At 43.0% G+C, this 5,714-nt stretch carries 6 protein-coding genes and 1 tRNA gene; 3 read left to right on the top strand and 4 right to left on the bottom strand.

Going from position 1 to position 5,714, the window contains the following annotated elements; translation table 11 throughout:
• From LZU85_RS20060 to LZU85_RS20050, 3 genes are all read right to left on the bottom strand, one after another.
• A partial coding sequence (locus LZU85_RS20060) for a helix-turn-helix domain-containing protein (protein WP_237288328.1) occupies positions 1-182 on the bottom strand: 182 nt, incomplete at its 3' end.
• Positions 183-553: 371 nt separating this feature from the next.
• Positions 554-1,894 carry a CDP-diacylglycerol--serine O-phosphatidyltransferase gene (pssA, locus tag LZU85_RS20055; protein WP_176299790.1) on the bottom strand — a complete coding sequence of 447 codons (1,341 nt, stop codon included), beginning with the start codon at positions 1,892-1,894 and terminating at the stop codon, positions 554-556.
• An 89-nt stretch (positions 1,895-1,983) separates the two neighbouring features.
• Positions 1,984-2,421, bottom strand: a complete 438-nt coding sequence (locus tag LZU85_RS20050) for a GNAT family N-acetyltransferase (RefSeq protein ID WP_176299791.1) — start codon at positions 2,419-2,421, stop codon at positions 1,984-1,986.
• Positions 2,422-2,484: 63 nt separating this feature from the next.
• On the opposite strand from LZU85_RS20050, the gene murB reads away from it, so the two are divergent.
• Complete coding sequence (murB, locus tag LZU85_RS20045) at positions 2,485-3,528, top strand: UDP-N-acetylmuramate dehydrogenase (protein WP_176299792.1); 1,044 nt, start codon at positions 2,485-2,487, stop codon at positions 3,526-3,528.
• Positions 3,525-4,481 carry a bifunctional biotin--[acetyl-CoA-carboxylase] ligase/biotin operon repressor BirA gene (birA, locus tag LZU85_RS20040; RefSeq protein WP_237288326.1) on the top strand — a complete coding sequence of 319 codons (957 nt, stop codon included), beginning with the start codon at positions 3,525-3,527 and terminating at the stop codon, positions 4,479-4,481. The genes murB and birA overlap by 4 nt, the downstream gene beginning before the upstream one ends.
• A 22-nt stretch (positions 4,482-4,503) precedes the next feature.
• Here birA and coaA read toward each other — a convergent pair whose 3' ends face one another.
• Positions 4,504-5,427, bottom strand: a complete 924-nt coding sequence (coaA, locus tag LZU85_RS20035; protein ID WP_176299794.1) for a type I pantothenate kinase — start codon at positions 5,425-5,427, stop codon at positions 4,504-4,506.
• Positions 5,428-5,638: 211 nt separating this feature from the next.
• Between coaA and LZU85_RS20030 the strand changes: the two genes are divergently transcribed.
• A tRNA-Thr gene (locus LZU85_RS20030) sits at positions 5,639-5,714 on the top strand.

Below are 5,714 nucleotides of genomic sequence, written 5' to 3'. Positions count from 1 at the left end.
CGCTGCTCCGCGTTAAGAAATGCTGGGCGACCCGTTCTTGGTTTCTCTTGCAGTCCTTCAAGCCCTTCTTCAAGGAATATTTGTACCCATTTATTCACACTGGTTCTGCTTACCTTAAGGAACTTAGCAATTTGGGTTCGAGAGTGACTATCTTTAAAATGGGCCAATGCGAGCAATCGCATCTTCCTTTGAATAGATTTTTGTTGGCTAGCAAGTTTTTTGAAATCAATGTTATTGAGACTGTCCATAGCGTCATTTATCACGAAGAAGTAACAGCCTTAATTAGATCATATTTTTAGTTAGGTTGGTATTAGACAGTGTTGTATTGATCGACTCCATACTTCTTCTATTAGATTCTACTCTGGCTATTTGTGGGGAGGTTGAGTGAGACTGATGCTCTAAAACCCGTTCCTGTTTTTTCCCTCAGTCCTTCTTATCTTTGCTAGATGGCTATTAAACACCACAGGAGCTTGCTGTCATTCGGGAGAGTTACACATATAACAAAGCCCAACACGTCGTTGGGCTTAAGTGATGTTTTAATGTGCCGTCAATACTAGAGAATTCTCTTTAGTACCCCATCGGCTTTAATTCGAGTAATTTTGCGGACCAGCTTCTGAACCACTTCCGGATATTCTTCGACTTTCTCAAGTTGTTTGTATGTACATATTAACTGAGTGTGTTGGAGAATATTGTCGACCTCAGAATCAAACTGTTCCGTTAGCTGCGCAAAGTCGTCTCGGATTAACAGACCATTTTCAAGATCCAATGCCCAAGCTCTAGGGTTGAGATTGTTTCCAGTAAGCAGCATGTAACGTTTGTCAACCCAAATACCTTTAAGATGGAAGCTATTATCATCATCTTTCCAGAGTCTAATTGAAAGATTTCTTGCCGCTATCTGTGCCTCATTCGCTTTAGCAAATTTGCGCAAGTTTAACTCATATAGGTACGGCAGACCACCAATGGTTTTAAACTCTTTATCTGGGGATATATAAAAGTCATTGGCGGTCTTATCGCCCACAACGATCGTCACCTTTACGCCTCTCTTTAGTGCGCGCTTTATGCCTTTTGCTAAATCTTTAGGAAAATTAAAGTATGGGGTACAGATGAAAATTTCATTCTCGGCTACATCGATAAGCTTTGTGATATTTTGATTGAGGGTGTTACGCCTCTTACCTAGCCCAACGAGAGGGGTGATGGCAAACTTACCTTCGCAAACTACCTCGGGCTCGAACTGATATTTGGCTCGAGATAATGCTGAGCGAAACTGTCGAATTGCAGTCTTAATTTCTTTGGTCTCAGGTTTATCTTCGGCCGCTAAATCATTCACAGCTGGATTCGCAATCATTTCGCTTTGAACAAAATTGAACATTGAATCTGAAAGGGTCTCGCTGTGAATCACATGGTAACGGTCAAATCGGTAACGTTCTGCGTATTGAAGATAGACATTATTGAGGCTAGCTCCGCTGTAAATGACTGTATCATCGATGATGAAACCCTTTAGGTGAAGTACGCCGAAGACCTCTCGTCCTCTCACCGGAATACCATAGACAGGAATCTTGTGTTGATACTTGTTGGCATACGCCTTATACAGAGCGGCATTGCCTTCGGATGCTTCTGCACCAATGAGACCTCTTTGCGCACGATGCCAATCTACACATACGCTAATATCCAATCCCGGATTGCGCTGTTTTGCTTCATATAGAGCGGTCAGTATTTCTCTTCCTGCTTCATCATCTTCGAGATACAGCGCAACTAAGCAAACTCTTGACGTTGCTTTGGCGATTGCATCAATTAAACGAAGTCTGAAGTCTTTCGCAGTATGAAGAACTTCCAGGGCATCAGCATCCACAGCAACGCTGGGTAGTTGAGCAAAAGGATTCCTGCTAGCCATCATATGGGGTGTATTACCTTAGTTATGTGCAGTATTGCGAGCTGCAAATTCTACCAAATTTATTAAATCTAATACCAGAAAAGGACGCTTTCTTAGTCTATTTGTGCTCGATATTGCATAGGAACGAGATCTTTGCCACTTTCTGAATAGCGTAAGTACTTCTGTTTCAGTGTATTAGGTAGTTTATCTACGTCAATTTCTTGAAAACCATGGCAAGAATAGAAGTTTTCTAAATGGCGGTAAGAAAAACAAAAAACATCTTCATTCAGATGATTTGACGTGCAGTATTCCAGTAAAGCATGTCCGTAGCCTTTACCTCTGGCATTTGGTAGTGTCAACATGCCGGTGAGTAGCTGATATTGCTCTATATAACGCAGACGCACCACCCCTACGGTTTGTTGTGCTATCTGCGCAATAATGATCATTTCATCGCGTTTGACTTTAGCGCTTGGATAATGAGCTTTGTAAATTTTTTTGATTAACGGCAACTTGATTGGATCAAGGACTTCAAATCGAATTGAATGACTCATGGCACTGTGTCTAATGGATAAGTGATGTAGAATGTTGGGAGTTTAAGTTAATACGATTGTCCCATGCAAATTCAACGCAATGTATCATTAAAGCCTTACCACACATTTTCTATCGATCAAACCTGTGACTATCTCATTGAAGTCGAGAGCACGGCAGATCTTGTTTCAGTCTATTCTGATCCGCGATATCAGAACTTGCCTAAGTTGATTCTGGGTAAGGGTAGCAACGTTCTTTTCACAGAACCGTATCGTGGTTTGGTACTCAGAAATCGCCTAATGGGTAAGGTGTTAATAGAAAACACATCCCATTACTTTTTGCACATCTCCGCGGGTGAAGATTGGCCTAACTTGGTTAAATGGTGTGTCAACCAAGGCATTGGCGGATTGGAAAATCTTGCACTGATCCCTGGTTGCGCGGGTTCGGCGCCAATACAGAATATCGGTGCTTATGGCGTTGAGTTTCGCGATGTTTGCGACTATGTCGATGTTTTGATGTTGGATGATTTTTCTCATCAAAGGCTAAGTGCGGAAGAGTGTTTGTTTGATTACCGAGATTCAATTTTTAAGCATGATCTGTTTGAAAAAGCGATTATTACGGCGGTCGGTATCAAGTTGCCCAAAGTATGGCAGGCAAATATCTCTTATGGGCCGCTGCAAAAAATTGATGCAACTGAGCTTACGCCTAAAAGTGTTTACGAAACAGTTTGCCAAATTAGGCAAGAGAAGTTACCTGACCCGAATAAAGTCGGTAATGCCGGCAGTTTCTTTAAAAACCCACTGATCAGTCAATCCCATTGGCAGCGGATTCAAAGGGATTATCCCACGATAGTTGCGTATCCAGCGGGAGAAAAAATGAAAGTGGCCGCAGGGTGGCTCATTGATCAATGTGGCCTAAAAGGTCACAAAGTCGGTGGCGCTCAAGTGCACCCATTACAAGCCTTAGTGCTGACGAACATCGATCAATGTTCCGCACAGGATGTTGTCGATCTAGCGAGCTTAATTTGTGATGCCGTTTGGGATAAATACCAGATACAACTTGAGCATGAAGTTCGCTTTATGGGGGCAACCAGTGAAACGAATCTACATGCAATAAGGTCTTTGCGATGAAAAAGGAACACGTTGTCAAATTACATCTGCTCAAGAAACTTGCTGATGGCCAGTTTCATTCTGGGGAAGTGTTAGGCAGTGAGCTTGGGATTTCCAGAGCGGCGATATCAAAGCACATAAATGCATTGCAAGATTGGGGCGTGGATGTTTACCGCATCCAGGGGCGTGGTTATCAATTGGCTCAACCATTAAGGCTACTGGACAAAGAACAGCTACAAGGCGACAGCATTGAGTTAATTCCGGTCATTGATTCGACAAACCAATATTTGTTGGATCGTTTGAACTCCTTTGAATCGGGCCATGTTTGCTTAGCTGAGTATCAATCTGAAGGTCGAGGGCGTCGAGGGAGACAGTGGTTTTCCCCTTTTGGATCGAATCTTTATATGTCAATGTACTGGAAACTCGATGCGGGAATGGCGGCAGCGATGGGTTTGAGCCTTGTTGTTGGTATCGCAGCAGTTGAAGCTTTGGAGTCTCTGGGGATCGATGGTGTGAAGCTAAAGTGGCCAAATGACGTTTATTACCAAGATAAAAAACTCGCTGGTATTTTGGTCGAAATGAGCGGGCAGGCAGGAGGAGCTGCGCATTTGGTGATCGGCATGGGGTTAAATATCCAGATGGCGATGGCAACAGATAAAATTGATCAGCCTTGGACGGCGTTGAATAGTATTGATAGCGCGAAGGATATTGATCGTAATCAGTTGGCTATCGCGCTTATCGCTAAGTGGCGTGATGCACTACGACAGTACGAAAGTCTTGGACTAAATGGTTTTATTGAGCGTTGGAACCGTTTGGATAACTACCGTGGGCGGCAAGTAAGATTGCTGATGGGGCCAAGAGAAGTCATTGGTGAAGTGCAAGGTATCGATAACCTAGGTGGGGTTGTAATAAAAAACAGCGAGGGTACACAAGCCTACGTTGGCGGTGAAATATCTCTGAGAGCAAATGATTGACCGATGAAATTGGAGCCTAGTGTCATTTACGCAGCAGGATCTCTTCAACTAAGTGATTGTGACCTTTGCGCAAAATTAGCTGCGCTCTTTCTTTTGTTGGCAGAATATTCTGTACTAAATTAATGCCATTGATATCACGCCAGATCTCTTTTGCTTTTTGGATGGCTTGCTGCTCATCGAGTTTCGTGTAGTGACTGAAGTAGGAGCCTGGCTTGGTAAACGCACCTTTTCTGAACTTTAGAAAGCGTTCAATATACCACTGTTCGATCGTTTCACTTTCCGCATCGACATAGATAGAAAAATCGAGGAAGTCAGAAACAAAGACACGATGAGGATCGTGCGGGTAGTCCATGCCACTTTGTAGTACGTTTAGGCCTTCTATGATCAAAACATCGGGGCGATCCACTTTCTTTACTTTCTCCGTAATGTCGTAAGTAATATGCGAGTAAACAGGAACCTCAAGCTCTGGTTTACCTGCTTTGACATCGGAGACAAACTGCACCAGCTTCTTCATATCATAAGATTCAGGAAATCCTTTTTTATGCATGATGCCGCGTTGATTGAGAACCTTCTTTGGATAAAGAAAACCATCAGTGGTGACCAACTCGACTTTTGGGTGGTTTTCCCATCGAGAAAGTAAAGCACTTAAAACACGCGCGGTCGTACTTTTACCCACCGCGACACTACCTGCGATGCCGATCACAAATGGTGGTGGGTTTTCGTCATTATTTAAAAACTGATGTAATACGGAATTACGACTCTGACGAGCTTGTACGTAAAGATTGAGAAGACGAGAGAGAGGTAAATAAACCTCAACAGCTTCCCTCATCGTCAGATTCTCATTGATCCCTTGCAATGCCTTTAAGTCATCTTCAGATAATGTCATCGGCACTGAATTTCGTAATTCAGACCAATCGGCGCGACTAAATGACAAAAATGGGCTCATGAGGCTCTGTCCTATCCTTGTGAATCAGGGAAGAGCAAGCAAAATACATCATGAGCTAAAGAAAGCAAATGACAATGACAAAACGGCAGTGAAAAAAGAGAGAGTTGTATGTTTTTGCACCACGAGCTCCTCTTTTGCCAAAAAAAACGTTTTTTTTGGCAAAAAGCTATTGCAAGCAAAGGAATGATTCAATAGAATGCGCTCCACTTATGCCGACTTAGCTCAGTAGGTAGAGCAACTGACTTGTAATCAGTAGGTCACCAGTTCGATTCCGGTAGTCGGCACCA

Source organism: Vibrio floridensis (genome assembly GCF_021852965.1).
In the GTDB taxonomy this organism is placed as follows: domain Bacteria; phylum Pseudomonadota; class Gammaproteobacteria; order Enterobacterales; family Vibrionaceae; genus Vibrio; species Vibrio floridensis.
The sequence above is the reverse complement of the archived record's forward strand: the minus strand, read 5'-3'. Positions and strand labels throughout refer to the sequence as shown.